The sequence below is a fragment of the Micromonospora sp. WMMC241 genome (assembly GCF_027460165.1).
Lineage (GTDB): Bacteria > Actinomycetota > Actinomycetes > Mycobacteriales > Micromonosporaceae > Micromonospora > Micromonospora humi.
In genome coordinates, this window is the sequence record NZ_JAPZBF010000001.1 from 431,692 (window position 1) to 457,383 (window position 25,692).

Consider the following 25,692-nt stretch of genomic DNA (forward strand, 5'->3'; position numbering starts at 1 on the left):
CTGCCCGGCGGGGGGTCGGGGGTGGGCGTTACGCTCGGCTCATGCTCCGTTCCGTCATCCTCGCCGCCTCCCGGTCATCCCAGGTGGAGCGGCTCGTCGCGACGGCCCCGTTCACCCGGGACGTCGTCCGCCGGTTCGTCGCCGGCGCCGGCACCGACGACGCGCTGCGCGCGACCCGCGCACTCGTCGCCGACGGCCAAGCGGTCACCCTCGACTATCTGGGCGAGGACACCACCACCGGTGAGCAGGCGACCGCCACCCGGGACGAATACCTCACACTCCTCCGTCTGCTCGGCGCCGCCGGGCTCACCCCGGCCGCCGAGGTCAGCGTGAAGCTGTCCGCGCTCGGCCAGGCGTTCGACGAGCAGTTCGCGTACGACAACGCGCGCCAGATCTGCGCGGCGGCCGACGCGGTGGGCACCACTGTCACCCTGGACATGGAGGACCACACCACCACCGACTCGACGCTGGACATCCTCGCCAAGCTGCGCAAGGACCACCCGTCGACCGGTGCGGTGCTCCAGGCCTACCTGCGGCGCACCGAGTCGGACTGCCGCGAGCTGTCCGCCGCCGGCTCGCGGGTGCGGCTGTGCAAGGGCGCCTACAAGGAGCCCGAGTCGGTGGCCTACCAGTCCGCCCGCGAGGTCGACAAGTCGTACGTGCGCTGCATGAACGTGCTGATGGCGGGCGACGGCTACCCGATGCTGGCGACCCACGACCCGCGCCTGATCGCCATCGGCGAGGACCGGGCGCGCTGGTTCGACCGCGAACCGGGCCGGTTCGAGTTCCAGATGCTCTACGGCATCCGCCCGGAGGAGCAGACGCGCCTGGTCGGCGAGGGCTACACCGTGCGCACCTACGTCCCCTACGGCGACCAGTGGTACGGCTACCTGATGCGCCGGCTCGCCGAGCGTCCGGCCAACCTGGCGTTCTTCGGCCGCGCGGTGATGTCGAAGAAGTGAGTCAGTCGTTCGACCAGGTCCGGGTGGACAGCACGAGGCGGTAGCCGTCCGGGTCGGCGAACGCGATCCCCCACCTGTCCCAGTACGGGCCGGCGGAGACCCTGGTCCCGCCGGCCCGTTCGAGTCCGGTCACCAGCGCGTCCTCGACCGGCCCGTCCAGGTAGAGCACGAACAGGTCGTTTTCGGCCGGCCGCGGGTCGACGGTCAGCGCCGCGCCGCCGAACAGCTCCAGGTGCCAGCCGGCGCCCGGGAGGCCGAGCATGACCAGGTGGTATTCGCCCGGCCCGTCGGGCGCCCCCCGGTAGAGCACGTCCAGGCCCAGGCCGTCGGCGTAGAACCGCTCGGCTGCGGTCAGGTCGCGGCTGGGCCGGGCGAGGCGGACGTGGGTGTCGGCGGAGATCGGCATGCCGGTGATCGTGCGACCTCAGGTCGGGTTCAGGTCAAGCCTTGACGGGCAAAGCTAATGACATTAGCTTTATGGCTATGATTGTTAGCCAGGTGGCGCGGGACGGCGGGACGATCGCGTACGAGGTGCACGGCTCGGGGCCCCTCGTGGTGCTCGCGCACGGCATGGGGGAGAACCGGGCGGCCTTCCGGCACCTGACGCCGCTGCTGGTGGCGGCCGGCTACCGGGTCGCCTCGGTCGACGTACGCGGGCACGGCGACTCCAGCCCGCACTGGCCCACCTACGCCCCGGCCGAGGTCGGCGGCGACCTGCTCGCCGTGGTGCGGGCCCTGGGCGGCGGGCCGGCCACGCTGGTCGGCAGCTCGTCCAGCGGTGCGGGCGTGGTCTTCGCCGCCGCCGAGGCGCCCGAGCTGGTCAGCGGCATCGTGCAGATCAGCCCGTTCACCACCCGACCCAAGCCGAACCCGGCGATGCGGGCCCTCCAGGCCGCCGTGCTGCGCAGCCCTCGGCTGTTCGGGATGTTCCACCGCACCCTGTTCCCCTGCGGGCGGCCCGCCGACGACGCCGCGTACCGCAAGGAACTGGTCGCCAAGCTGCGCGGCCGGATGGACGCGGTGCGCGGCGTGGTCGCGCCGGTCGACCCGCACTGGACCGCGCGGGCCGCCCAGGTGCGGCAACCGGTGCTGGTGCTGATGGGCACCAAGGACCCCGACTTCCCCGACCCGGGCGCCGAGGCCCGGGCCGCCCGCCGGCAGTTCGCCGTCGCCGAGGCGCGCATGGTCGCCGACTCCGGCCACTACCCGCACGCCGACCAGCCCGACGCCACCGCCGCCGACCTGGTCGAGTTCCTGACGGTGACCGCGCGTGCCTAGGGCCGGCCTGACCCCGGTGACCGTGGTCCGGGAGGCCGCCGTGCTCGTCGACGAGGTCGGACACGACCGGCTGACCCTGGCCGCGCTCGCCGGCCGGCTCGGCGTCGCGCTGCCCAGCCTCTACAAGCACGTGCGCGGCGTCGACGCGCTGCACCAGAAGCTCGCCGTCCTGGCCACCGCCGAGATCGCCGACGTGCTGACCAGCGCCGCCGCGGGCCGGGCCGGCAGCGACGCGTTGCGCGCCGTCGCCGCCGCCTACCGGGCGTACGCCCACCGGCACCCCGGCCGCTACCCTGCCACCCAGCGGGCGCCCGACCCCGGCGACCCGGAACACCTGGCCGCCGCCGAGCGTGCCGTCGGCGCGATCTTCGCGATCCTGCGCGGGTACGGCGTCGAGGGCGACGCCGCAGTCGACGCCACCCGGATGTTCCGGGCCACCGTGCACGGCTTCGTCACCCTGGAGGCGGCGGGCGGGTTCGGGCTGCCCCGCGACGTCGACCGCTCGTTCGACCGGATGATCGACGGGCTCGACCTCGCGTACCGCGGCTGGCGGTCGTGATGAGGGCCGGGCCGGCGTCCGCCGGTGGCGCGACGAAGGCCGCGCTGCTGGGCCTCGTCTTCCTGCTGGAACTGGCGCTGCTCGCCGCGGCCGGGTTCTGGGGCTTCACGCTCGACGCCGGCTGGCCGGTGCGGCTGCTCGCCGGGCTGGGCGCGCCGCTGGCGCTCGCCGTGACGTGGGGAGTGTTCTGCTCGCCACGGGCCGCCGTCCCGCTGCCCGCCCCGGCCAAGCTCACCGTCCAGGCGGCCTGCTTCCTCACCGGCGGAGTCCTGCTCGCCCTGGCCGGCCACCCACTCGCCGGCGTGGCCCTGGTGCTCGCCTGGGCCGTCGACAAGTCCCTCCTGCTGCGTTCCGGCGACCCGGTCTGACCCATCCTCAAGGCCCGACCGGGACACGCCCCGCCCACCCCACCCCACCCACCCCGCCGTCCCGCGTCCCGCGTCCCGCGTCCCGCGTCCCGCGTCCCGCGTCCCGCGTCCCGCGTCCCGCGTCCCGCGTCCCGCGTCCCGCGTCCCGCGCCCCGCGCCCCGCGCCCCGCGATCTTGGTACGGGACCGCCCGCGGAGGGGCGGATCGGTACCAAGATCCCCGCGGATTGCCGCTTCCCACCTGGATCTTGGAAGCAAATGGCCGCCAGAGGGGCCCTACGCTTCCAAGATCTGGCGTGGGAAAGAGCCCTGCGATTGCGCGCAGGGCTCTTTCCCGGAACGCCCGATTGGTCGTACCCTTCGCCGGTGACCGACGGCGACGAGGAGCCTCCCGGCCGGGCAGCCGACGGCGACGAGCCACAGGCCGGCGGCGACGGCGAGGGGCAGCGCCCCCGCGCCGACGTTGACGCGGTGACACCGCCTCCGACCTCGACGAAGACGCCGACGGACGGCGCACTCCCGCAGGCCGCCCCGGTCACACCTCGACCGATGGTGTCCAGTCCACCGCCCACCGCGCCCGCTCCGAATTCAGTCGTGCCCGGAGGGACCGTGGTTCCGCCCGAGTCGAGCCCGATCGCGCCCGCGCCTGGCCCGGCCACGTCCGAGGAGAATCCGGTCGCGCCCGCGTCGAGCCCAGCCGCGTCCGAGGCGAACATGGTCGCGTCGGAACCAGGTCCAGCCGTGCCCGTACCAGGTCCGGCCGTGCCCGTACCAGGTCCGGCCGTGCCCGTACCAGGTCCGGCCGTGCCCGTACCAGGTCCGGCCGTGCCCGTACCAGGTCCGGCCGTGCCCGAGCCCGCTTCTGCCGCCGATGGTCCGGAAGCGAGCCCGCCTGGCTGCCCGGAATCGAGCGAGAACTCGCTCAGCCGGGGCGCGGCCGATCTCGGTCCGGCGCCGGCCTCAGCTTCCGAGGCGACAGCCGTTGCCCCTGTGGGCAGCCCAGTCGTTCCGGCCCCGACCCCGGTGGCAACCGCGCCGACCGATGCTGTCCCCACCTCGGCGCCGGGCACGGGCGAGGCGAGCACAGTCATCCTCGCCGTGACGGCGGCTCACCCCGAGCCGAGCGAAGCTGCCGCCGCCGCGAAGCCGGCCGCATCGCCGTCGATCCCCACCGCCCCCGCGCCGGTTCCGAGCGCGCCGGTACCGAGCATGGCGGGTCCGGCCGGGCCGCAGTGGCCCGTACCCGTCGCGCCGGTGCGGAAGCGGCGGTGGCCACTCTGGACCGCGCTCGGGCTCGCGCTCGGCCTGGTGGCGGGCGCGGTTCCCGGCGTACTCCTGCGGGAGCTGGCGCCGGACGCGGCCGGACGGCCGGCGGCGGGCCCGGCCCACCGGGGGACGGCGGCCGAGCGGCAGCTCGCCGAGCGGATGGTCGGGCAGCTCGACCGGCAGGCCGCCGCGTTGCTCGGTGGCGACCGGACCGGTTTCCTCGCGGTCGCGGAGCCGGCCGCGCGGCCGACGCTGACCAAGCGTTACGCGGCCCTGCGGGCGCTCCGGGTCTCCGTGTGGCGGCCCGCCGCCGACGGGGTGCCGGTGGCGGTCGACGGGCGGCCGGGGGAGTGGCGGCTGACGGTGACGGTGGGCTACTGCTTCGTGGTGCCGGGATGCGCGCCGAGCACGACCGGGCTGGGCACGCGATGGCGGCTGGTGGGGGAGCAGCCGCGGCTGCTCGCGGTGGAGCCGTCCCGCACGGATCCGACCGGCGTCCGTCCCTGGGCGGTGAACGACCTGGCCGTGGCGGTCGGGAAGCGGGCGCTGGTGGCCACCACGCCGGCCCAACGGGCCAAGCTGCCCGGCCTGCTCGCCCAGGCCGAGGCTGCCGCCCGGGTCGCCGACCGGTACGCGGTGGGGCCGCCGCCGGACCGGTACCTGGTCTACTACGCCGGCAAGGCCGAGTGGCAGCGCTGGTACGGCGGTGGCCGGCCGAAGTGGACCGCCGGGTACGCGGTAGGGGTCGGCGGTGGCCGTCACGACGTGGTGCTCAACGCGCAGAGCCTCGCCCCGGGCGGCGTCGACGACCTGCTGCGGCACGAGCTGACCCACGCCTCCTCGCTGCCCGACCAGGGCTACGCGGACCACGCGGACTGGTGGCTGGTGGAAGGGCTGGCCGAGTACGCCGGCACGGACGGCCAGCCGGTGGACCGCTACGACGGGCTGGCCGAGGTGCGCAAGCTGGTCCGCGGCGACTGGGCCGGCCGGCTCGACGCGGTGGCGCCGGCCGACGACGCCACCGACGACCGCGTCGGCGGTGCCTACGGCGTCGGGTACCTGGCCGTGCGGCACCTGGTCGACCGGTACGGCGAGCAGCGGGTGCTGGACTTCTTCCGGGCCGTGGTGCACCAGCGCCGGTCCCCGGCCGAGGCCGCCGACGAGGTGTTCGGCGACCCGTGGTCGATGCTGCACGACGACTGCGTCGCCTACGTCCGGTCGGCCGCCGGCTGAGCGCCACCCCCGACGCGCCGACGACGTCGACGCCTGTCGACGGGTCGTAGCATGGGCCGGGTGGCCCGCCCTCCCTCGCCGCGGCTGCGCCCAGCCACGCGGCCCCGCCTGCTCACCGCCCTCCTCGCCGCCGTCGCGCTGACCGGCACCACGGCCGCCAGCTGCGGCGACGACACCCCGGCGGTCACCGTCGCCCCGGTCGGCCGCGCCCCGGTCTCCGAGGTCATCGACGCGCCGGCCACGGTGACCGCGCGGGCCGCCGCCACCCTCACCGCCCCCGCCGACGGCACCCTGGCCGCCCTGCGTGTCCAACCCGGACAGCGGGTCGCCAAGGGGCAGGTGCTCGCGGTGGTCGACTCGCCGTCCGCGCGGGACCGGCTGGCCCAGGCCCGCGACGCGCTGCGTGCCGCGAAGCGGGCCGGCCGCGGCGTCGGCGTCGGCGACCTGGGCGGCAACCGTCGCGGCACCGACCGGGCCGCCGACGAGGCGTTCGCCGCCGCCCGGGCCGCCGCCGGCAAGGTCGGCGACCCGCAGGCGCGCGCCGCGCTGCTGCTCCAGGTCGAGTCGGCGCAGAAGCAGTACGCGTCGGCCGCCCGCGCCGCCGACCGCGCGGTCACCGCCGTGCAGCGCGGCGTGTCCGGCCTGAACAGCGCCGTCGGCGCGTTGTCGGCCGCGCAACGCCTCCAGGCCCAGCAGGCGTACGACCTGGCGAAGGCGACCGTCGACGCGTTGACGTTGCGCGCCCCGATCGCGGGTGTGGTGCAGCCGGGCGGCACCCGGGCGGCGGCGCCGACCGACCTGGCCGGGCTGTTCGGGGCGGCCGGCGGGGTGCCGCCCGGCCTCGACCCGTCGGTGTCGGGCGGGGCCGGTTCGGGCGGGCCGCCGGCCGGGGTGGACGACGCCGTGCCGGCCGGGGGCCGGGTCACCGCCGGTACTCCGGTGCTCACCGTGGTGGACACCGCGCGGCTCGGCCTGCTCGCCGAGGTCGACGAGACCGACGTGCTGCTGGTGCGCGCCGGGGTGCCCGCCTCGGTGGAGCTGGACGCGGTGACCGGCGCGACGTACGACGCGACCGTGCGCTCGGTCGACGTGCTGCCGACCAGCTCGGCGCGGGGCGGCGTCACCTACCGGGTCCGGCTGGACCTGGGCGCCGGCCGGCTCGGCGAGGCGGAGGCCGCCCCGGCGCCCCGCCCCGGCATGAACGCGGTGGTCCGGCTGCGGGTGCGGGAGGCGGCCGACGCGGTGGCCGTACCGGCCTCGGCGGTCTTCTCCGCCGACGGGCGGGACGCGGTCTGGGTGTCGCGCGACGGCCGGGCGGACCGGGTGCCGGTGACCGTCGGCGTGCAGGGGCAGGACCTGGTGCAGATCGTCGACGGGGTGCGGGCCGGCGACCGGGTCGTGGTGCGCGGCGCCGACCAGGTCACCGACGGCCAGGAACTCCCGTGACCGTCGCCGCGGTCGAGGCGGTCGACGTGTCCCGCACGTACGAACTGGACGGGGTGTCGGTGTCCGCGCTGCGCGGCGTGTCGCTCACCATCGCCCAGGGCGAGTACGTGGCGGTGATCGGCCCCTCCGGGTCGGGCAAGTCCACGCTGATGCACCTGCTCGGTGGGCTGGACCGGCCCAGTGGCGGCCGGCTGGTGATCGGCGGCCGGGACGTCGCCTCGCTGACCGCACCGGAGCTGGCGACGCTGCGCAACGAGACCATCGGCTTCGTCTTCCAGGCGTTCCACCTGCTGGCCCGCACGTCCGCCGTGGACAACGTCGCGCTGCCGCTGGTCTATCGCGGCGTCGGGGCGCGGCAACGGCGGGAGCGTGCGGCGGCGATGCTCGGCCGGGTCGGGCTGGGGCACCGCCTGCACCACCGGCCCAACCAGCTCTCCGGCGGTGAGCAGCAGCGGGTGGCGATCGCCCGGGCGCTGGTCACCGAGCCGGCGGTGCTGCTCGCCGACGAACCCACCGGCAACCTGGACAGCGTCACCGGCGAGGCGGTGCTGGAGCTGCTGGAGCGGCTGAACGCCGAGTCCGGGGTGGCGTTGGTGATGGTGACGCACGACCAGGAGGTGGCGGCCCGCGCGCGCCGGCGGATCGCGGTGCGGGACGGGTTGATCCGGTCCGACACCGTTCATGATCGACCGGGATCGGCCGGCGCCGGCGAACCTGCGACACTGGATCCCGCTCCCAGCGCGGAGCCCCGGTCCGCGTCCGGAAGCGGTCCGGGGCGCCCGTCCGGTGGCTCCGGTGGCGCCACCGGAGCCACCGGACGCCTTCCGCACACCACCGGGGGCGCCGGATGAGGCTGGCCGAGGCCTGGCGGGTGGCGCTGGACGCGTTGCGGGCCAACCGGATGCGCAGCGTGCTGACCATGCTCGGCGTGATCATCGGGGTCGCCTCGGTGGTCATCCTGGTGGCCATCGGCACCGGCACCAAGCAGCAGGTGGAGCAGCAGGTCGAAGGGCTCGGCTCGAACCTGCTCCTGGTGGTGCCGGGCAAGATCGAGGTGGGCACCGCGCCGGTGGTGTCCCCGCTGGACCTCAAGGACGTCGACGCCGTCTCCCGGGTGGTCGGCGACCCCGGCCGGGTGGCGGTGACGGTGGCGTCCGGCGCGACCGCGCGGGCCGGCAACCGGTCCGACTTCACCACCGTGCAGGGCGTGCTGGAGACCACCCCGTCGGTGTTCACCCGATCGCTGCAACGCGGCCGCTACCTGACCGGGGCCGACGTCGACACCAGCCGCCGGGTGGCGGTGCTCGGCGCCTCGGTGGCCCGGGCGCTCTTTCCCGACCGGGACCCGCTCGGCCAGCAGGTCACGCTGGCCGGGGTGCGGTTCCGGGTGATCGGGGTCTTCGCCCCGCTGGGGCAGAGCCTCGGCGTGGACCGGGACGACGAGGTGCACGTCCCGGTGACCGCCGCGCAGCGGCTGTGGGGCACCCAGCGGATCGACGGCATCGCGGTCAAGGCGCCCGACCGGGAGCGGATCGACCAGCTCGGCGAGCGAATCGTGGCGGAGCTGTCCCGCCGGCACCCGGACACCGAGTTCAGTGCCGTCACCCAGCAGCAGATCCTCGGCGTGCTCGGGGACATCCTGGGCGTGCTCACCGGCGTGCTGGCCGCCATCGCCGGCATCTCGCTGCTGGTCGGCGGCGTCGGCGTCTCCAACATCATGCTGGTGTCGGTGCGTGAGCGGACCCGGGAGATCGGGCTGCGCAAGGCGGTCGGCGCCCGACCTCGGGACATCGGGGTGCAGTTCCTGCTGGAGGCGGTGCTGCTCACCTCGATCGGCGGCCTGACCGGGATGGCGCTCGGCGTGGGCACCGCGCTGCTCGTCGACGCGTTCTCGCCGATCCCCGCCGCGATCACCTGGTGGTCGCTGGCGCTCGCCTTCGGGGTGTCGGCGGCGGTCGGCATCGTCTTCGGGGTGGTGCCGGCGCAGCGGGCCGGGCGGCTCGATCCGGTGGTCGCGTTGCGCGCCGAGTAGGCGTACCGGTCGGCGGGAACGGGACGAGCCACCCGTCCGGGCGAAAAAGCCCTGGTGGACACGGGGTGAACGGGTGTCCCGCCATGATCAAAGGTGGGAAGGGATCGCGCAGGTCACAGCCGTCCCGCTACCGTACTGGTTACACGCGCGTCGCTCGTCGAGGCGGAAGCACCTGCCCGGTGGCACGCGCCGGGCACGGGAATGGGTCGGTGAGCCATGGCCGGGTCGCAGTCCGACGCACGGCTGTCGGATGTCAGGTTCCTGACCGTCGCCGAGGTGGCCACGGTCATGCGGGTCTCCAAGATGACGGTCTACCGTCTCGTGCACAGCGGTGAGCTGACCGCGGTGCGGGTCGGTCGCTCGTTCCGGGTGCCCGAGCACGCCGTGCACGAATACCTCCGAGGCGCCTTCCAGGAGTCCGCCTGACGCACTCGGCGGTCCGCCGCCGAGTGCGACGAAAAGGGGCATCGACGGGGGCGCGTTGGTCCTGCTGACGCTCTCCGGCTACCCTGGAGCCCGACCGAGATCGCACCCTGGTGTGCCCTGCCCACCTCGCTGGTCCGGTCCGTTGTCCGCAAGCGGGCACGGTGCCACCGTGCGGTGGTGCCTGCCGGTCCGCCCCGCACGTTGCATCGAAAGGCTGTCGTATGGGCTCGGTGGTCAAGAAGCGCCGCAAGCGCATGGCTAAGAAGAAGCACCGCAAGCTGCTGCGCAAGACCCGCGTCCAGCGTCGCCGTCTCGGCAAGTGACCGGGGCCGGGCGCTGACCCGGCACCGGCACCACTTGCCAACTGTCGACCCTCGGAGGCTCAGGTGATCAGGCCGCGGACGTCCCGGCTCGATCGTGCCTGCCGCGCAAGGCGCACGACATGACCCCCGGTGGCACCCCAGGTGCCCCGGGGGTCGTCGTCGTCACCGGGGTCGGCCGGTTCCTCGGCGCCAACGTCGCCGCCCGGCTCGCCGCCGACCCGCGCATCGAACGCGTCATCGGCGTCGACCCGGCCCCGCCCAACCCCGAGCTGGCCGACCTGCTCACCGACGTCGAGCTGGTCCGCCTCGACCTCGACTCGCTCGGCGGCCTCCTGATCGACCTCGACGTCGACGCCGTGGTGCACCTGGCGCTCGTCACCGCCCCCGACCAGCAGCAGGGTGGCCGGGCGGCGATGAAGGAACAGAACGTCATCGGCACCATGCAGCTGCTCGCCGCCTGCCAGCGCGCGCCCCGGCTGCGCCGGCTCGTGGTCCGGTCCTCGACCGCCGCGTACGGGGTGTCGTTCCGCGACCCGGCCGTCTTCACCGAGGAGACCGAGCCGCGCGAGGTGCCGCGCGGCGGGTTCGGCCGCGACATCCTCGACATCGAGGGATACGTCCGTGGTTTCCGCCGCCGCCGCCCCGACGTCACCGCGACCGTGCTGCGTTTCGCCCCGTTCATCGGCTACACCGCCGACACCACGCTCACCCGCTACTTCTCCCAGCCGGTCGTGCCCACCATCTTCGGCCGCGACCCGCGCCTGCAGTTCCTGCACATCGACGACGCGTTGACGGTGCTGTACCGCGCGGTCGCCGAGGAGCACCCGGGGACGTTCAACGTGGCCGGGCCGGGCGTGCTGTCGCTGTCGCAGGCCATCCGCCGGGCCGGCCGGGTGGCCGTGCCGGTGCTGGAGCCGGGCCTGGCCGGGGTGGCCGCGATCGCCCGCACCATGGGTTTCGGCCGCTACGGTTTGGATCAGGTCGACCTCTTCGTGCACGGTCGGGTGGTGGACACCACCCGACTGGAGCGCGAGTTCGGCTTCACCCCCCGTTCGACCGCCGCCGCCTTCGACGACTTCGTCCGAGCCCACCACGGCGGGGTGGTCGTGACCCGGGATCAGCTCGCCGCCGCCGAGCAGCTGGTGCTGGAGAGCATCCGCCAGGTCCGCTCGACCGTCCGGGAGCGCCCGTGAGCAGCTCGCCGGAGCGGCGTGACGCGCGGTTCCACGTACCCCCGGCCGGGTCCGGGCCGGACGCGGAGCCGGCGCGGCGCAACGGACACCGGCCGGTCACCGCGCCGGCCGCCCGCCCGCCCGCACCGGCCGACGAGCCGGACACCTCCGCCGACGAGCCGGCCACCCCGATCCGCGAGTCGGCCGTCGGGGGCGACGCGCCCGCGGCACCGGCCGACGCGGCACCCGGCGGGACCGACGGTTCGGGGTCCGCCGCCGGCCGCCCGGTCGCCAAGAAGGCGGTCGCCAAAAAGGCCGTGGCGAAGAAGGCCGTGGCGAAGAAGGCGGTCGTGCAGAAGGCCGCGCCCGTGCCGGCGGCCGGGGACACGGCGGCCGACAGCGCGCCCGGGCCGGCCGTTACCGACCGGCCGGGGGACCACTGGGACCGCCGCGTCGCGCAGGGGCTCGCGTTCCTGCGGCGCCGGCTCTCCGGTGACTACGAGGTGGACGAGTTCGGCTTCGACAGCGACCTCACCGACGCGGTCTTCCACCCGCTGGTCCGGCTGCTCTACCGGGACTGGTTCCGCACCGAGGTCGGCGGCCTGGAGCACGTGCCGGCCGACGGCGCCGGCCTGGTGGTGGGCAACCACTCCGGCACCGTGGCGCTGGACGCGCTGATCCTCTCCACCGCGGTGCACGACCGGCACCCGGCGCACCGCTACCTGCGCCTGCTCGGCGCCGACCTGGTCTTCCGGATGCCGGTCGTCTCCGAACTGGCCCGCAAGACCGGTGGCACCGTCGCCTGTAACCCGGACGCGGAACGGCTGCTCGGCAACGGCGAGCTGGTCGGCGTGTTCCCGGAGGGCTTCAAGGGGGTCGGCAAGCTCTACGCCGACCGCTACAAGCTCCAGCGGTTCGGCCGGGGCGGCTTCGTCTCCGCCGCGCTGCGCACCGGCACCCCGATCGTGCCGGTGGCGATCGTCGGGGGCGAGGAGATCTACCCGATGCTCGCCGACATCAAGCCGCTCGCCCGGCTGCTCAAGCTGCCCTACTTCCCGGTGACGCCGACCTTCCCCTGGCTGGGGCCGCTGGGCATGGTGCCGCTGCCGAGCAAATGGTTGATCGAGTTCTGCCCGCCGATCCCGACCGCGCACCTGCGCGACTCGGCGGACGACCCACTTGTCGTGTTCAACCTCGCCGACCAGGTGCGAGAGACCATCCAGCAGACGCTGCACAAGTTGCTCGAACGCCGGCCGGACCCGTTCGGCCCCTGACCGGCGCGGCTCAGGCCCGTTGGCGGCGGCGGTGCAGGGCCAGGCCGGCGCTGACCGCGCCGGCGAGCAGGCCGACGGCGGCGGTCGAGGGCACCGCGATGCGTACGGCCCGGCGCCCGGTGCGGAAGTCGCGGACGTCCCAGCCCCGCTCGCGGGCCTGCCGTAGCAGCGCCGGGTCGGGATTGACCGCCACCGCGCGGCCCACGACCGACAGCATCGGCAGGTCGTTGGCGGAGTCGCTGTAGGCCGCGCACTGGGCCAGGTCCAGCCCTTCCACCGCGGCGAGCTGGGTGACCGCCTCGGCCTTCGCCGGCCCGTGCATCAGGTCGCCGACCAGCCGGCCGGTGTAGGCGCCGTCGACCACCTCGGCCACCGTGCCGATCGCGCCGGTCAGGCCGAGCCGGGCCGCGATCACCCGGCCGATCTCCACCGGGGCGGCGCTGACCAGCCAGACCCGCTCGCCCGCGTCGAGGTGACGCTGGGCGAGCCGGCGGGTGCCGGCCCAGATGCGCGGCGCCATCAGCTCGTCGAAGATCTCCTCGGTGAGGCGTTCCACGTCGTCGACCCGCCAGCCCTGCACGAACGCGAGCGCGGCCTCCTTCGCCTGCGACATGGTGCCCACGTGCTCGGTGGCGAGCAGTCGGAACCGGGCCTGCTGCCAGGCGAACCGGGCCAGGTCACCGGCGGTGAAGTAGTTGCGGGCGGCCAGCCCGCGGGCGAACCAGTAGATCGACGCGCCCTGCATCATCGTGTTGTCCACGTCGAAGAACGCGGCGGCGGTCGGATCCGGCGTGACGGTGGTCGCCGGTGCCGCCGGGGTCTCCGCCCAGCCGGCCGTGTGGCCGTGGACGTCGGTGCTGACCGTCACCTTGCGGGACTCGGTCACGGCGACCTCCCTCCCTCGACGGCGGTGTACGGGCTCCGCGTCGAGCGTATCCGGCCCGCCGTGACGGTCGGGTGTCCGCCGGGAGAAGTGTGGCCGTGGGCTCAGCGCTCGCCGGGGCAGGTGCTCGGCGCGGGGCCGAGCGTGTCGCTGGCGGTCGGCGCGGGCAGCCCGCAGGCGATCGCCTCGCGCAGCGCGTCGGCGCGCCGGCCGGCCGCGTCGAGCAGCGCCAGCGAGCGACGGGTGCGGTCCCGGTCGGCGTGGTCGGGCCGGTCGAGCAGGCCGCTGACCACCCGACGCTGGCCGGCGAGGAAGGTGTCCACCGCGTCCAGCGCCGTCGGGTCGGAGCGCTGCGCGGCCACCGTGGTCAGCAGGCGTACGCCCTGGCGGGTGTCCGCGTCCATGTCGTCCAGGACGGCGCTGAAGCCGAGCCGGTCGTGGCGGACCGAGGCGGCCTCGTCGAGCCGGGTGCGGGCGAAGTCGAGGAAGAGCTGGCCCCGACTGATGTCCGAGTTGGCGAGTGCGAGCTGGGCGCGTTCGGTGGAGCGCTTCATGCCGTACAGCGCGTCACCTGGTAGCGCGTTCTCGCTGGCGGCGGAGATGCCGGAGAGCGCGATGGCGCCGGCGGCCACGCCGACCAGGATCGCGCCCCGGGCGCGGGCCCGTCGGCCGGTGATGGCCGGCAGCAACGCACCGCGCAGGCCGGTGCCGGCGCCGGAGGCGGCTGCGGCGGTGACGCCTTCGCGCTCGGCGGTGGCCACGAGCATCGCCCGCAGGCCGGTGCGGAACTCGCTGTCGACGTCGACGGTGGGCCGTTCGACGGTGAGCCGCCGGCCCACCTCGACGAGCGCGGTGAGCTCGTGGTCGGCCCGGGACCGGACGTGGTGTCGGCGTCCGCCGTTGGCCTCGTCGAGGAGTTGCGCGAAGCGCTCGGCTCGCCGACCGGAGAAGAGGTCGCTGTCCACCGCGGGCACCCCCTTCCGCTGGTCACGGCCGGGTGGCCGTCATCGTCACCAGCGACCCGTGGCAGCGTGCGGCCGAGGGTCGCCCGGGACGGCCGACCTGACCCGCCGGACCGGGTGGCCCGGGGGACGCCGGGACAACCACTGGTCGCACCCGGAGAAACGGTTCGCGCCGGTCGCCGGTTACGGCCCGATCGGCGGCGAAATCACCGGGTGTGATCGGTGCCGCGGGGGATGTCGGACACACGCCGACCACCGGCGACTGCGCCGGTGGTGCGGACGGGTCGGGTCGGTCAGCCGTGGAAGCCGTCGGGCAGCAACCGGGCCAGGGCCCGGACCGCCCGGTACTGCAACGCCTTGATGGCACCCTCGTTCTTGCCCATGGCACGGGCCGTCTCGGCCACCGAGAAGCCCTGCAGGAACCGCAGCACGATGCACTCCTGCTGCTCCGGGTTGAGCTGCTTCACGGCGGTGAGCAGGGCCACGTTGGTGATGTGCTCGACCACCGCCGCCTCCGGGCTGCCCTCCGGCCCGCGGTCCTCCCGGTCGGCGTCCAGGACGTCGCCGGTGGTCACCTCCAGCCGGTAGCGGCCGGACTTGAAGTGGTCGGCGACCAGGTTGCGGGCGATGGTCACCAGCCAGGCGCCCAGGTCGCGGCCCTGCCAGGTGAAGCTGCCGATCCGCTTCAGCGCCCGCAGGAACGTGTCGGAGGTGAGGTCCTCGGCGAGCTGGCGGTTGCCGACCCGGAAGTAGACGAACCGGAAGACGGTGTCGACGTACCGGTCGTAGATCAGGCCGAACGCCTCGGCCTCGCCGGCCTGCGCCCGTTCGACGAGCCCCCAGACCTCGGTGGCCGGGTCGGACGGGTCGGGGCGGCTCGGGAAGCCGGTGGCCGGTGCGGCGGCCGGGACGGCCGGCAGCACCGCGGTGTCGCCGGCGGTCACCGCCGGCAGCACGGCGGTCTCGGCGGCGGACGGCTCCGCGCTGGTCGCCGCCTCACCCCGCCGGACCTGGGTCGGTGGGCCGGGGCGGGGCGGTGCGCCGAGCCGTCCGCCGGCCGGTTTCGCGTTGGTGCCCGGCAGCGCCGGGCGCAGCGGCGCCTCGTTGCCGTGGTGCGTGCGGCTGCGCGTCCGCCGGGCCGCCTCGCTGCGCGCGGTGAGCAGGCCGTCGGCGCGGGGGGCCGGGTCGGCGCGCTCGTTGAGCGGGTTCCGCTGGGTCGGGCCGGTCAGTCCGGTCGGCCGGTCCGCGTAACCGAAGGTGGTCACCGTGCCTCCCCGATCCAGGTGGACAGCGACCGCGCCGGAACCGCGAGGCCGGGTACGACCCGGTCGGGCACGGCCGGTCCGGGACGTGCCGGCGGGCGGCAGATCCCCTTGAGGTGCTGGTCCAATGCGCTCACGGGCACGGGGGCCTCCTCGGGCTGAGGGGTGTCGACTCACGGCAAATGGGGTGAGCCGACCCGAGTGATGATAGGCCCAACGTCACCCGCGCGTGGCAAGTCCGTTACACAGAGCGGAAGTATTTCCCGTGCGGTCGCACTATCGCCGGACCCGTTGTCCGTCGCGTGTGGTTGACTTTCGCGCCGGAACCTGGGTGCGAATGGAAGTCCAGGTCGGAGCGGATTTTCTTTCCGCTCGGCGTGTCGCGGCGGCGGCCGGGACGGGCCGGTCCGGCGGCACCTCCGCCGGCTGGTGAAGATCTGGATCCCACGCTCGGGAATCCCACGCTATCCCAATTGCGGTCCCGTGCGGCGGACCCGCGCCGACGGTCGGGGCATGGTCCGGCGGACGCGGCTGTGCCAGACTCAGCCACCGTGCAGGACGCCGCCGACAGCCCCGCGCCGAACCTCGCCGACCGGCTCCGCCGGGCGGCCGCCGACCACGGCGACCGGGCCGCGCTGCACTGGCGCGACCGGACGCTCTCCTGGTCCGACCTGGACACCGCGGTCACCGCCACCGCCCGCGCGCTGCACGCCGCCGCACCGCCGCCCGACGGCACGGCGCACCCGCCCCGGGTGGCCGTCGCCTTCGGCAACACCCCCGACTTCGTGGTCACCTACCTGGCCGCGCTCCGGGCCGGCCTGGTCGCGGTGCCGGTCAACCCCACGCTCACCAGCCGGGAACTGGGGCACGTGCTCGCCGACTCGGGCGCCGCCCTGCTGGTCGGCGCCGCCGAGGTGACCGCCCGGGTGGACACCGCGGCGCTGCCCGCCCTGCGCGCGGTGCACACCGCCCCGCCGGTCGCCGACGGCGGCGCCCTCGCCCGGTTCCCGGAACGCGACGGCGACGACCTGGCCGTCCTGCTCTACACCTCGGGCACCGAGGGGCGGCCCAAGGGCGCGATGCTGTCGCACCGCGCGCTGGCCGCCAACCACCACCAGGTCGACCGCATCGAACCGCCGGTGGTCGGCCCCGACGACACCGTGCTGCTGGCGCTTCCGCTCTTCCACGCGTACGGGCTGAACTCCGGGCTCGGGGCCGTGGTGCACCACGGCGCCACCGGGGTGCTGGTCGACGAGCCCGGCCCGGACGGAGCGCTGGACGAGATCGCCCGGCACCGGGTCAGCGTGCTGCTCGGCGTACCGTCGATGTTCCTGACCTGGGCCGGCGCGCACGGCGACCCGGCCGCGGCGCTGGCCGGCGTGCGCCTCGCGGTCTGCGGCGCGGCGCCGCTGCCGCCCGCGGCCGGGGCGCGCTTCACCGAGCTGACCGGGCACCCGGTGCACGTCGGCTACGGGCTCACCGAGACCGCGCCGGTGCTCACCTCCACGCTGGTCGGCGGCGAGCCGAAACCCGGCTCGATCGGCCGCCCGCTGCCCGGCGTCGAGCTGCGCCTGGTCGGGGCCGACGGTGCCGAGCTGTGGCGCGACGGGGTGCCCGCCGCCGAGACCGAGGACGACGGGATGGACCTCTCCGACGACCCCACCGGCACCGACCCCGGGCAGATCGTGGTGCGCGGGGCCAACCTGTTCGCCGGCTACTGGCCGGACGCGCGGGGCGGGCCGGAACCGGACGGCTGGTGGGCCACCGGTGACGTGGCCTACGCCGACGGCGACGGCGACCTCTTCCTGGTCGACCGGCTCGGCGAGCTGATCCTGGTCAACGGCTTCAACGTCTACCCGCACGAGGTCGAGCTGGTGCTCCAGGCGCACCCCGGGGTGGCCGAGTCGGCCGTCCTGGGGGTGCCGCACCCGCGGACCGGCGAGACTGTCCGGGCGTACGTGGTGCGGGCGGCCGAGGTGTCCGCGGAGGAACTGCTCGCCCACTGCGCGCGTAACCTGGCCCGGTTCAAGTGCCCGACCGCCGTCGAGTTCGTCGACGCCCTGCCGTACTCGGCGATCGGGAAGGTCCGCAAGACCGAGCTGCGCCCGGCGCCCGTGGTGCCGTCGCCGTCGCCGTCGACCGAGAACCGCACGGAGGTATCCGATGTCCAGTGACCCGCGGCTCATCCTGATCACCCGGCCCGGCTGCCACCTCTGCGACGACGCGAAGGCGGCGCTCGACCGGGTGGTCGCGGTGACCGGCGACCGCTGGGTGGAGAAGGACGTGACCGGCGACGTCGAGCTGGAACGCGACTACGGCGACCGGCTGCCGGTGGTGCTGCTCGACGGCAAGGAGCACGGCTACTGGCGGGTCGAGGAGGACCGGCTGCTGCGGGACCTGACCACGCCGCAGCTCTAGCTATCGTGTCCGGGTGACGGAGACGCGGCGCCACCTGGTGTGGGACTGGAACGGGACCCTGCTCGACGACCTCGACCTGGTGGTGCGGGCCACCAACGTGGCGTTCGCCAGCGCCGGCGGCCCGGCGGTCAGCGCCGACGAGCACCGGGTGCGGTTCCGCCGGCCGATCGCCGACTACTACGCCGAGATGCTCGGCCGGGCGGTCGACGCCGAGGCGTTCGGCGCGCTCGACCGGATCTTCCACGACGCGTACCGGGCCGGGCTGACCAGCTGCGCCCTGGCCGCCGACGCGACCTCCGCCATCGCCGCCTGGCCGGGCAGCCAGTCGCTGCTGTCCATGTGGTTCCACGACGAGCTGGTGCCCACCGTGCACACCTACGGGTTGACCCCGCACTTCCGCCGGGTGGACGGGCTGCGCGCCACGGTCGGCGGCGGCCCGAAGGCGGAGTGGCTGGAGAAGCACCTGGCCGAGTTGGGCCTCGACGGCGCCGACGTGGTGCTGATCGGCGACTCGCTGGACGACGCGGACGCGGCCACCTCGGTCGGTGGCGCCGCCGTGCTCTACACCGGCGGGCTCTCCGACCCGGCCCGGCTGCGGGCCAGTGGTCACCCGGTGGCCGACACCCTGACCGAGGCGGTGACCCTGGCCCGTGCCCTGCCCTGAGCCGGTCGCTCAGGCGCGGAGGTGGGCCAGGACGGCCAGGACCCGGCGGTGATGGGTGGTGGCGTCCGGCGGCAGGTCGAGCTTGGTGAAGATGTTGCGCACGTGCTTCTCGACCGCGCCGTCGCTCACCACGAGCAGGCGGGCGATGGCGGTGTTGGACCGGCCCTCGGCCATCAGCGCCAGCACCTCGCGCTCGCGCGGGGTCAACGCCGCCAGCGGGTCGTCGCGCCGCCGCCGCACCAGCAACTGGCTGATCACCTCCGGATCGAGCACGGTGCCGCCGGACGCCACCCGGGCCAGCCCGTCCAGGAACTCGTCGATCGCGGCCACCCGGTCCTTGAGCAGGTAGCCGATGCCGCCGCCGGCGCCGCCCGCGGTGTCCAGCAGGTCGTCGGCGTACGACACCTCGACGTACTGGGACAGCACCAGGATCGGCGTGCCGGGCACCCGGCGGCGGGCCTCCACCGCCGCGCGCAGCCCTTCGTCGGTGTGCGACGGCGGCATCCGCACGTCCACCACGGAGATGTCCGGCCGGTGCGTCACCACCGCCTCGACCAGGGAGTCCCCGTCGGCGACGGCCGCCACCACCTCGTGCCCGGACTCGGTCAGCAGCCGGATCAGCCCCTCCCGGAGCAGTACGGCGTCGTCCGCGATCACCACCCGCATGGGTCCGGTGTCTATCACGTCCGGGTCCCACCGCGCGGCCTCGGTGCGGGCCGGGGCGTCGCCGGGCCACGCGTCCCCGGCCCGGTCCGTGGCGTCGGACGGCGGCGCGCCGGCGGGCGTCGTCACCGGGGCAGCTCGGCGTGGACCCGGGTCGGCCCGCCGGCCGGGCTGGTCACCTCGAGCGTGCCGCCGGCCGCCCGGACCCGGTCGGCGATGCCGCTGAGCCCGTGTCCCTTGGCCAGGTGCGCGCCGCCGATCCCGTCGTCGGCGACGGTGATCTCCAGCCGGCCCACCTTCGGGGTCACCTCGACCCGGCAGGCGCCGGCCCGGCTGTGCTTGGCCACGTTGGTCAGCGCCTCGGCCACCACGAAGTAGGCGGTGCTCTCCAGGCCCGGGTCGAGCCGGCCGCCGGCCCGACCCAGCTCGTCGTCGACCACCAGTTCGGTAGGCACCAGGGCTCGGGCGGCGAGCGCGGCGAGCGCGCTGGGCAGCCCTCGGTCGACCAGGATCGGCGGGGCGATGCCCCGGGACAGGGCGCGCAGCTCGTCGAGCGTCTCCCGGGTCTGGGCGACCGCCTCGTCCAGGGTGCGCCGGGCCGCCTCCGGGTCGGCGGCGAGCTGCTGGCGGGCCCGACCCAGGTCCATGGCGAGCCGGACCAGGCGCTGCTGCGGCCCGTCGTGGATGTCCCGTTCCAGCCGGCGCAGCGCGGACGCCTCCGCCGAGGCCGCGGCCCGCTTCTGCTCCTCCAGCGTGGTGATCCGCTGCCGCATCTCGGCCACGCCGGTGAGCAGGGAGTACGCCAGCGCGGCCTGCACCCGGGCCAGGGCCCGGGCCACCAGTGGGAGGGTGAACAGGGCGAACAGCCCGATCGCGGTGTTCAGCGCGATCCGCGCGCCGGTCCCGTCGCCCATCCCGAGCAGCTCGCTGAGGTCCTGGTCGTCCGGCCCGCGCGGGATGGCGCCGTCGTAGACGCCGTAGAGCGTGCCGGTCAGCGCCAGCGCCCACCACACCAGCATCAGCACGAAGGTGGGCAATGCCACCAGGAGCCGCAGGAACGCGTGCAGCAGGTCGAGCCAGGACTGCGGGTCGCGCATCGGGGTGAAGACCCGCCGCCAGAACCCGGCACCCCGCTCGGGCGTCCGGTAGACCGGGCGGACCCGGGGCCGGCCGAGCACGCCGGGGAGCCGGAGCCGTTCCAGGTCGGCCAGCCCGCGGGCGGCGTAGAGCACGCCGGCGAGGACCGGCAGGCCGAGCGTGGTGACCAGCAGCCCGGCGGTGAGTGAGATCCCCGCCACGGCGAGCACGAAGCCGACCACCGCCAGCGGGAGGCTGAAGAGCACGTAGCCGGTGTCGCGGGCGAGCTGACGGAGGAGCCCTCGGGCGGGCGAGGAGGGGACGGGTACGGCGGTCATGGTTCGAGGCTATGGGCGCGGCGCGGCCCGGCCCATCCCGCTCGCCGGCCTCTCCCGGGTGGGGTTCTCCCTACTCCGGAACGTGAGCCGCGCCTCGCCGCGCCGATCACGGAGCGCTACCGGGCGCGCGCGATTGGTCAGAGAAGTCTGGATTGAGCAATAATCGCCAGGCGCCGCCGAGGAAGCGCGGTTTATCGATCTTGTGGGAATGGAGGGGCAGGTGGAGCCGCGTCGCGAGTCATCAAGATCGCGATTTGTGCACCTCTTCACAAGCGCCTACTCTGTAGTTCCGACGCGCCCTGCTAGCACAGCCGGCAACATCGGTCGCCAGCGGGAGTCCCGAAGCGGCCGGCCCCCGTCGCCGGTCGAGGATCGCACCGCACGGAGTCTCATGAGTCAGCACCGTCCTTCTGGCGCGCCCGGCCGCACCGGTGCCGTACCGGCGCTTCCGGACCTGCCCGAGGCGACCGTGTCCCGGCTCCCGGAATACCTGCGCGCGCTGCACGCGCTCGCCGACGCCGGGCACGAGACCGTGTCCAGCGAGGGCCTGGCCAGCGCCGTCGGGGTCAACTCCGCGAAGCTCCGCAAGGACCTCTCCCACCTCGGCTCGTACGGCACCCGGGGTGTCGGCTACGACGTAGCGCTGCTGATCGACCAGATCGAGTCGGTGCTCGGGCTCACCCAGTGCCGGGCCGTCGCGCTGGTCGGCGTGGGTAATCTCGGTCACGCCCTGGCCGGCTACGACGGCTTCGCCAGCCGGGGCTTCCAGATCGCCGCGCTGCTCGACGCCGACCCCTCCCGGGTCGGCGAGGAGATCCACGGCCTGGTCGTCCGGCACGTCGACGAGCTGCCCCGGGTGGTCGCCGAGGAGTCGATCTCGATCGGCGTGATCGCCACCCCGGCGCCGGCCGCCCAGGCGGTCGCCGACCAGCTCGTCGCCGTCGGCGTGACGAGCATCCTCAACTTCGCGCCGTGCGTACTCTCGGTTCCGGACGGGGTCGACGTGCGCAAGGTCGACCTCGCGATCGAGCTGCAGATCCTGTCCTTCCACGAGCACCGCAAGGCGTCGCTGACCGCGCTGCCCGCCACCGGCGGGTCCGCCCTCACCGCCCTGCCCGGCGGGCTCGCGACCCCCGACACCCAGGAGGCGATCGGCACGTGAAACTGCTCGTCGTCGGCGCGTCCTACCGCACCGCCCCGGTCGCCGCCCTGGAGCGACTCGCCGTCCCGCCCGCGGACCTCACCCGCACGCTGGACCGGCTCGTGGCCCAGCCGTACGTCGCCGAGGCCGTCCTCGTCTCCACCTGCAACCGGGTGGAGATCTACGCCGCCGTCTCCGGGTTCCACGGTGGGCTCGGCGACATCTGCGCGGTCCTGGCCGAACAGGCCGACTGCCCGCCGTCGGCGCTCGCCGGTCACCTCTACGTGCACTACGACGCCGCCGCCGTCGACCACGTCTTCCGGGTCGCCGCCGGGCTGGACTCCATGGTGGTCGGCGAGGCGCAGATCCTCGGGCAGCTCCGTGACGCCTACCACTCGGCCGGCGGCGCCGACTCGGCCGGCCGCCTCCTGCACGAGCTGATGCAGCAGGCGCTGCGGGTCGGCAAGCGCGCCCACGCCGAGACCGGCATCGACCGGGCCGGGCAGAGCGTGGTCACCGCCGCGCTCGACCTCGCCGCCGACCTGCTCCACGGCGACCTGGCCGGCCGACCCGCCATGGTGGTCGGCGCCGGGGCGATGGGCTCGCTGGGCGTGGCGACGCTGTCCCGGCTGGGCGCCGGCCCGCTCACCGTCACCAACCGGGGCGCCGCCCGTGCCGTCCGGCTGGCCGAGTCGTACGGCGCGACCGCCGTGCCGATGGCCGACCTGGTCGAGGCGCTCTCCACGGTGGACGTCGTGGTCGCCGCCACCGCCGCCACCGAGGCCGTGCTCACCCGCGACGTGGTGACCCGGGCGCTGGCCCGCCGGGACGCCGACCGGGGCCCGCTGGTCCTGCTCGACCTGGCCGTCCCCCGCGACGTCGAGGCGGGCGTCGCGGAACTACCCGGCGTCGAGGTGATCGACATCGACCGGATGGCCGCCGTCCTCGCCGACGGTCCGGCCGCGGCCGACGCCGCCGAGGTCGGCCGGATCGTCGCCGGCGAGGTCGAGGCGTTCCTGAGCTGGCTGCGCGGCGCCGACGTGGCACCGACCGTGGCCGCGCTGCGCGGCCGGGCCGACGACGTGGTGACCGCCGAACTGCGCCGCCTCGGCCAGCGCCGCCCCGACCTCAGCGACGACCAGCGCGCCGAGGTCGCCCGCACCGTGCACCGGGTCGTGCAGCGGCTGCTGCACCAGCCGACCGTACGGGTCCGCCAACTCGCCGCCGAACCCGGCGGCGACCAGTACGCGGCCCTGCTGCGCGAGCTGTTCGACCTGGAAGTGCCGCAGACGTCCCCGGTCGACACCGTCCCCGACGTGGTCGCCACCGACACCGACGGCCGGCCGTCCTTCGACGCCGCCGACGTCCCGTCCACCGGAGGTGCGCGATGACCGCCCCCCTGCGCCTCGGCACCCGGGGCAGCGTCCTGGCGCTGGCCCAGTCCGGCCAGGTCGCCGAGGCCCTCACCGCAGCCACCGGCCGCCCGGTCGAGCTGGTCGAGGTGGTGACCGCCGGTGACCGCTCCACCGCCCCGGTGCAGCGGCTCGGCGTCGGCGTCTTCGTCTCCGCGCTGCGCGACGCGCTGACCGCCGGTGAGATCGACTTCGCCGTCCACTCGTACAAGGACCTGCCGACCGCGGCGGCTCCCGGCCTGCACATCGCGGCCGTGCCGCCCCGGCAGGACCCGCGGGACGCGCTGGTCGCCACCGGCGGCCGTACCCTCGCCGAGCTGCCGCCCGGCGCGGTGATCGGCACCGGCGCGCTGCGCCGGATCGCCCAGCTGCACGCGCTGGGCATGCAGTTCGAGGTCACTCCGATCCGGGGCAACATCGACACCCGCCTCGGCCGGGTGCTCGGCCCGGACGCCGACCTCGACGCCGTCGTGCTGGCCCGGGCCGGGCTGGCCCGGATCGGCCGCGCCGACGTCATCACCGAGACGCTCGACCCGATGCTCATGCTGCCCGCGCCCGCCCAGGGCGCGCTCGCAGTGGAGTGCCGGGCCGACGACCACGACCTGGTCGAGCTGATCGCGCGGCTCGACCACGCGCCGTCCCGGGCCGCGGTCACCGCGGAACGGGCGCTGCTGGCCACCCTGGAGGCCGGGTGCAGCGCACCGGTGGCCGCCTACGGCGAACTCGCCGAGGGTGAGACCGGTGAGGAGATCTACCTGCGCGGTGCGGTGATCAGCCCGGACGGTTCCCGTGACCTCCGGCTGTCCCGCACCGGAACGCCCGCCGACGCGGCGGAGATCGGCAAGGCACTCGCCGCCGAACTCCTCGAACTCGGCGCCGACTCGATCCTCGGCCAAGAAGGACACGCCGGCCCGGGGACCCAGCAACTTGGGAGCACAGAATGACCCGCACCCGTAAGCCCGTAGGCCGGATCGCTTTCGTCGGGGCCGGCCCCGGCGACCCGGGCCTGCTGACCCGCCGGGCGCTCGACGCCCTGGTCGATGCCGACCACGTGGTGTACGACCGGGGAGTCCCCGAGTCGCTGCTCACCCACGTCCGCGCCCAGGCCAGGTCCGACGCCGAGTTCAGCCCCGCCGAGGGCGTGCCGGGGGACGTGGCGAAGGTGCTGATCTCCGCGGCCCGCTCCGGCCAGAACGCCGTGCACCTGGTGGCCGGCGACCCGTTCGGCCACGACTCGGTGGTCAAGGAGGTGCAGGCGGTGGCGCGCACCGCCGCGCACTTCGAGGTGGTGCCGGGCGTCGGCCAGGCCGAGGGCGTCGCCACCTACGCGGGCGTACCGCTGCCGGGTGTCCGCACCGCCGCCGACGTCGAGGACGTCACCACGCTGGACTTCGACGCGCTCGCCGCGGCCGTGGGCCGGGGCTCGCTGGCGCTCGCCGTGGACGCCGGTGACCTCGCCGCCGTCCGGGACGGGCTGCTGGCCGCCGGCGTCGACGGCACCACCGCGGTCGGCGTGACCGGCGACGGCACCGGCGAGACGCAGTACACCACCACGTCGAGCGTGGACTCCTTCGTCGCGGCGGCGCTCGGCTTCACCGGCCGCGTCGTGCTCACCGTCGGCGCGGGCGTCACCGACCGCGACAAGCTGAGCTGGTGGGAGAACCGCCCGCTGTACGGCTGGAAGGTGCTGGTGCCCCGCACCAAGGAGCAGGCCGGCGCGATGAGCGCGCGGCTGCGCGCGTACGGCGCGATCCCGTGCGAGGTGCCGACCATCGCGGTCGAGCCGCCGCGCACCCCGGCCCAGATGGAGCGCGCGGTCAAGGGCCTGGTCGACGGCCGGTACGCCTGGGTGATCTTCACCTCGGTGAACGCGGTCCGGGCGGTCTGGGAGAAGTTCGCCGAGCACGGCCTGGACGCCCGGCACTTCGGCGGCGTCAAGATCGCCTGTATCGGCGAGGCGACCGCGGACGCGGTGCGCGCGTTCGGCATCCAGCCGGAGCTGGTCCCCGCCGGGGAGCAGTCCTCCGAGGGCCTGCTGGCCGAGTTCTCGCCGCACGACGAGATCCTCGACCCGGTCGGCCGGGTGCTGCTGCCCCGCGCCGACATCGCCACCGAGACGCTTGCCGCCGGCCTCACCGAGCGTGGCTGGGAGGTCGACGACGTGACGGCCTACCGGACCGTGCGGGCGGCGCCGCCGCCGGCCGAGATCCGCGACGCGATCAAGTCGGGCGGGTTCGACGCGGTGCTCTTCACCTCGTCCTCCACCGTCCGGAACCTGGTCGGCATCGCCGGGAAGCCGCACGCGCGTACCGTTGTTGCCGTCATCGGGCCCAAGACGGCGGAGACCGCGACGGAGTTCGGCCTGCGGGTCGACGTGCAGCCGCCGCACGCCTCGGTGCCCGACCTGGTGGAGGCGCTCGCCGCCTACGCCGTCGAGCTGCGCGAGAAGCTCGCCGCCATGCCGGCGAAGCAGCGCCGCGGCTCGAAGGTGCAGGGGCCGACCGCCCTGCGGTTCCGCTGACAGGAGGCACCCC

General features: G+C 75.1%; 25 protein-coding genes. 19 read left to right on the forward strand and 6 right to left on the reverse strand.

What is annotated here, in order from left to right; all coding sequences use genetic code 11:
- Positions 1–41: 41 nt before the first annotated feature.
- Entirely contained in the window at positions 42–962 is a 921-nt protein-coding gene (locus O7598_RS02145; protein WP_269689781.1) for a proline dehydrogenase family protein, read from the forward strand.
- A gap of 1 nt (position 963) precedes the next feature.
- Here the strand turns inward: O7598_RS02145 and O7598_RS02150 are convergent, their stop codons facing one another.
- On the reverse strand, positions 964–1,368 hold the full coding sequence (locus tag O7598_RS02150) for a VOC family protein (protein ID WP_269689782.1): 405 nt from the start codon (positions 1,366–1,368) through the stop codon (positions 964–966).
- 71 nt (positions 1,369–1,439) lie between these two features.
- Here O7598_RS02150 and O7598_RS02155 point away from each other — a divergent pair, with 71 nt between their 5' ends.
- From O7598_RS02155 to O7598_RS02205, 11 genes are all read left to right on the forward strand, one after another.
- On the forward strand, positions 1,440–2,240 hold the full coding sequence (locus O7598_RS02155) for an alpha/beta fold hydrolase (protein ID WP_269689783.1): 801 nt from the start codon (positions 1,440–1,442) through the stop codon (positions 2,238–2,240).
- Positions 2,233–2,799: a TetR/AcrR family transcriptional regulator gene (locus tag O7598_RS02160; RefSeq protein WP_269689784.1), complete on the forward strand. Its 567-nt coding sequence runs from the start codon at positions 2,233–2,235 to the stop codon at positions 2,797–2,799. Before O7598_RS02155 ends, O7598_RS02160 begins: the two co-directional genes overlap by 8 nt.
- Positions 2,799–3,167 (forward strand): YrdB family protein, encoded by a 369-nt coding sequence (locus O7598_RS02165; protein ID WP_269689785.1) that lies wholly within the window; start codon positions 2,799–2,801, stop codon positions 3,165–3,167. The genes O7598_RS02160 and O7598_RS02165 overlap by 1 nt, the downstream gene beginning before the upstream one ends.
- 1,253 nt (positions 3,168–4,420) lie before the next feature.
- Positions 4,421–5,665 (forward strand): hypothetical protein, encoded by a 1,245-nt coding sequence (locus O7598_RS02170; protein WP_269689786.1) that lies wholly within the window; start codon positions 4,421–4,423, stop codon positions 5,663–5,665.
- A gap of 51 nt (positions 5,666–5,716) precedes the next feature.
- A complete protein-coding gene (locus O7598_RS02175) occupies positions 5,717–7,111 on the forward strand; it encodes an efflux RND transporter periplasmic adaptor subunit (RefSeq protein WP_269689787.1) in 1,395 nt (464 codons plus the stop codon).
- Positions 7,108–7,962: an ABC transporter ATP-binding protein gene (locus tag O7598_RS02180; RefSeq protein ID WP_269689788.1), complete on the forward strand. Its 855-nt coding sequence runs from the start codon at positions 7,108–7,110 to the stop codon at positions 7,960–7,962. Before O7598_RS02175 ends, O7598_RS02180 begins: the two co-directional genes overlap by 4 nt.
- Positions 7,959–9,143 carry an ABC transporter permease gene (locus O7598_RS02185; RefSeq protein WP_269689789.1) on the forward strand — a complete coding sequence of 395 codons (1,185 nt, stop codon included), beginning with the start codon at positions 7,959–7,961 and terminating at the stop codon, positions 9,141–9,143. Before O7598_RS02180 ends, O7598_RS02185 begins: the two co-directional genes overlap by 4 nt.
- A 216-nt stretch (positions 9,144–9,359) precedes the next feature.
- Positions 9,360–9,569, forward strand: coding sequence for a helix-turn-helix domain-containing protein (locus O7598_RS02190; RefSeq protein ID WP_013288759.1), 210 nt, complete (start codon positions 9,360–9,362; stop codon positions 9,567–9,569).
- 221 nt (positions 9,570–9,790) lie between these two features.
- Entirely contained in the window at positions 9,791–9,892 is a 102-nt protein-coding gene (locus tag O7598_RS02195) for a 30S ribosomal protein bS22 (protein WP_007465623.1), read from the forward strand.
- A 119-nt stretch (positions 9,893–10,011) separates the two neighbouring features.
- On the forward strand, positions 10,012–11,085 hold the full coding sequence (locus O7598_RS02200; protein WP_269689790.1) for an NAD-dependent epimerase/dehydratase family protein: 1,074 nt from the start codon (positions 10,012–10,014) through the stop codon (positions 11,083–11,085).
- A 347-nt stretch (positions 11,086–11,432) separates the two neighbouring features.
- On the forward strand, positions 11,433–12,338 hold the full coding sequence (locus O7598_RS02205) for a lysophospholipid acyltransferase family protein (protein WP_269694712.1): 906 nt from the start codon (positions 11,433–11,435) through the stop codon (positions 12,336–12,338).
- Between the two features lie 10 nt (positions 12,339–12,348).
- On the opposite strand, the gene O7598_RS02210 is transcribed toward O7598_RS02205, so the two are convergent.
- The 3 genes from O7598_RS02210 to O7598_RS02220 form a co-directional block, all read right to left on the reverse strand.
- Positions 12,349–13,224: an HAD family hydrolase gene (locus tag O7598_RS02210; protein ID WP_269689791.1), complete on the reverse strand. Its 876-nt coding sequence runs from the start codon at positions 13,222–13,224 to the stop codon at positions 12,349–12,351.
- Positions 13,225–13,325: 101 nt separating this feature from the next.
- The gene (locus O7598_RS02215; protein ID WP_269689792.1) at positions 13,326–14,186 is read right to left on the reverse strand and encodes a DUF5667 domain-containing protein; all 861 of its coding nucleotides are present in this window, start codon (positions 14,184–14,186) and stop codon (positions 13,326–13,328) included.
- 290 nt (positions 14,187–14,476) lie between these two features.
- Positions 14,477–15,448, reverse strand: coding sequence for an ECF subfamily RNA polymerase sigma factor, BldN family (locus O7598_RS02220; protein ID WP_269689793.1), 972 nt, complete (start codon positions 15,446–15,448; stop codon positions 14,477–14,479).
- Positions 15,449–15,978: 530 nt separating this feature from the next.
- Here O7598_RS02220 and O7598_RS02225 point away from each other — a divergent pair.
- Genes O7598_RS02225 through O7598_RS02235 form a run of 3 tightly spaced genes read left to right on the forward strand, consistent with a single transcriptional unit; the run spans position 15,979 to position 18,527 of the window.
- Positions 15,979–17,619: an AMP-binding protein gene (locus O7598_RS02225; protein ID WP_269689794.1), complete on the forward strand. Its 1,641-nt coding sequence runs from the start codon at positions 15,979–15,981 to the stop codon at positions 17,617–17,619.
- Positions 17,609–17,863, forward strand: coding sequence for a glutaredoxin family protein (locus O7598_RS02230; RefSeq protein WP_091065377.1), 255 nt, complete (start codon positions 17,609–17,611; stop codon positions 17,861–17,863). The genes O7598_RS02225 and O7598_RS02230 overlap by 11 nt, the downstream gene beginning before the upstream one ends.
- A gap of 13 nt (positions 17,864–17,876) precedes the next feature.
- Positions 17,877–18,527: an HAD family hydrolase gene (locus tag O7598_RS02235; protein ID WP_269689795.1), complete on the forward strand. Its 651-nt coding sequence runs from the start codon at positions 17,877–17,879 to the stop codon at positions 18,525–18,527.
- 9 nt (positions 18,528–18,536) lie between these two features.
- Here O7598_RS02235 and O7598_RS02240 read toward each other — a convergent pair whose 3' ends face one another.
- Together O7598_RS02240 and O7598_RS02245 are read right to left on the reverse strand one after the other, a co-directional pair.
- Entirely contained in the window at positions 18,537–19,193 is a 657-nt protein-coding gene (locus O7598_RS02240) for a response regulator (protein ID WP_269694713.1), read from the reverse strand.
- Between the two features lie 122 nt (positions 19,194–19,315).
- Positions 19,316–20,605, reverse strand: coding sequence for a sensor histidine kinase (locus O7598_RS02245; protein WP_269689796.1), 1,290 nt, complete (start codon positions 20,603–20,605; stop codon positions 19,316–19,318).
- A 391-nt stretch (positions 20,606–20,996) separates the two neighbouring features.
- Here O7598_RS02245 and O7598_RS02250 point away from each other — a divergent pair, with 391 nt between their 5' ends.
- Genes O7598_RS02250 through O7598_RS02265 form a run of 4 tightly spaced genes read left to right on the forward strand, consistent with a single transcriptional unit; the run spans position 20,997 to position 25,679 of the window.
- Complete coding sequence (locus tag O7598_RS02250) at positions 20,997–21,767, forward strand: redox-sensing transcriptional repressor Rex (protein WP_269689797.1); 771 nt, start codon at positions 20,997–20,999, stop codon at positions 21,765–21,767.
- Entirely contained in the window at positions 21,764–23,137 is a 1,374-nt protein-coding gene (locus O7598_RS02255; protein WP_269689798.1) for a glutamyl-tRNA reductase, read from the forward strand. Before O7598_RS02250 ends, O7598_RS02255 begins: the two co-directional genes overlap by 4 nt.
- Positions 23,134–24,102 (forward strand): hydroxymethylbilane synthase, encoded by a 969-nt coding sequence (gene hemC / locus O7598_RS02260; protein WP_269689799.1) that lies wholly within the window; start codon positions 23,134–23,136, stop codon positions 24,100–24,102. Before O7598_RS02255 ends, hemC begins: the two co-directional genes overlap by 4 nt.
- The gene (locus tag O7598_RS02265; RefSeq protein ID WP_269689800.1) at positions 24,099–25,679 is read left to right on the forward strand and encodes a uroporphyrinogen-III synthase; all 1,581 of its coding nucleotides are present in this window, start codon (positions 24,099–24,101) and stop codon (positions 25,677–25,679) included. The genes hemC and O7598_RS02265 overlap by 4 nt, the downstream gene beginning before the upstream one ends.
- Positions 25,680–25,692: the final 13 nt, after the last annotated feature.